This window comes from Vibrio sp. Vb1980 (assembly GCF_033338615.1).
Lineage (GTDB): Bacteria > Pseudomonadota > Gammaproteobacteria > Enterobacterales > Vibrionaceae > Vibrio > Vibrio alginolyticus.
The window spans coordinates 353-608 of the sequence record NZ_JAWOSZ010000117.1 but is presented as its reverse complement, the minus strand read 5'-3'; the positions used below and the strand labels follow the sequence as shown (position 1 = coordinate 608).

General features: G+C 45.3%; 1 protein-coding gene. It reads left to right on the top strand.

The features are described from left to right. On the top strand, positions 1-256 hold a 256-nt coding region (locus R7F64_RS24065), incomplete at both ends, for a DEAD/DEAH box helicase (RefSeq protein WP_318072175.1).

Sequence of the window (256 nt, the reverse complement as noted above, 5' to 3'; positions counted from 1 at the left end):
GCCGATAAGATGCTTGATATGGGCTTTATCGACTCGCTCGATAAGATCATCGATTGCATGCCAGAAGATGTTCAAAGTTTGCTGTTCTCGGCTACGTTGTCGAACCCAGTTCGTGATTTGGCCAAAAACGCGATTGTTGATCCTGAAGAGATTACGATTGCAAAACACAGCGCATCTAAGTCGAACATCAAGCAGTGGATCACCACCGTCGATAAAGACATGAAGTCGTCGCTTTTGAGCCACATGCTGAATGAAA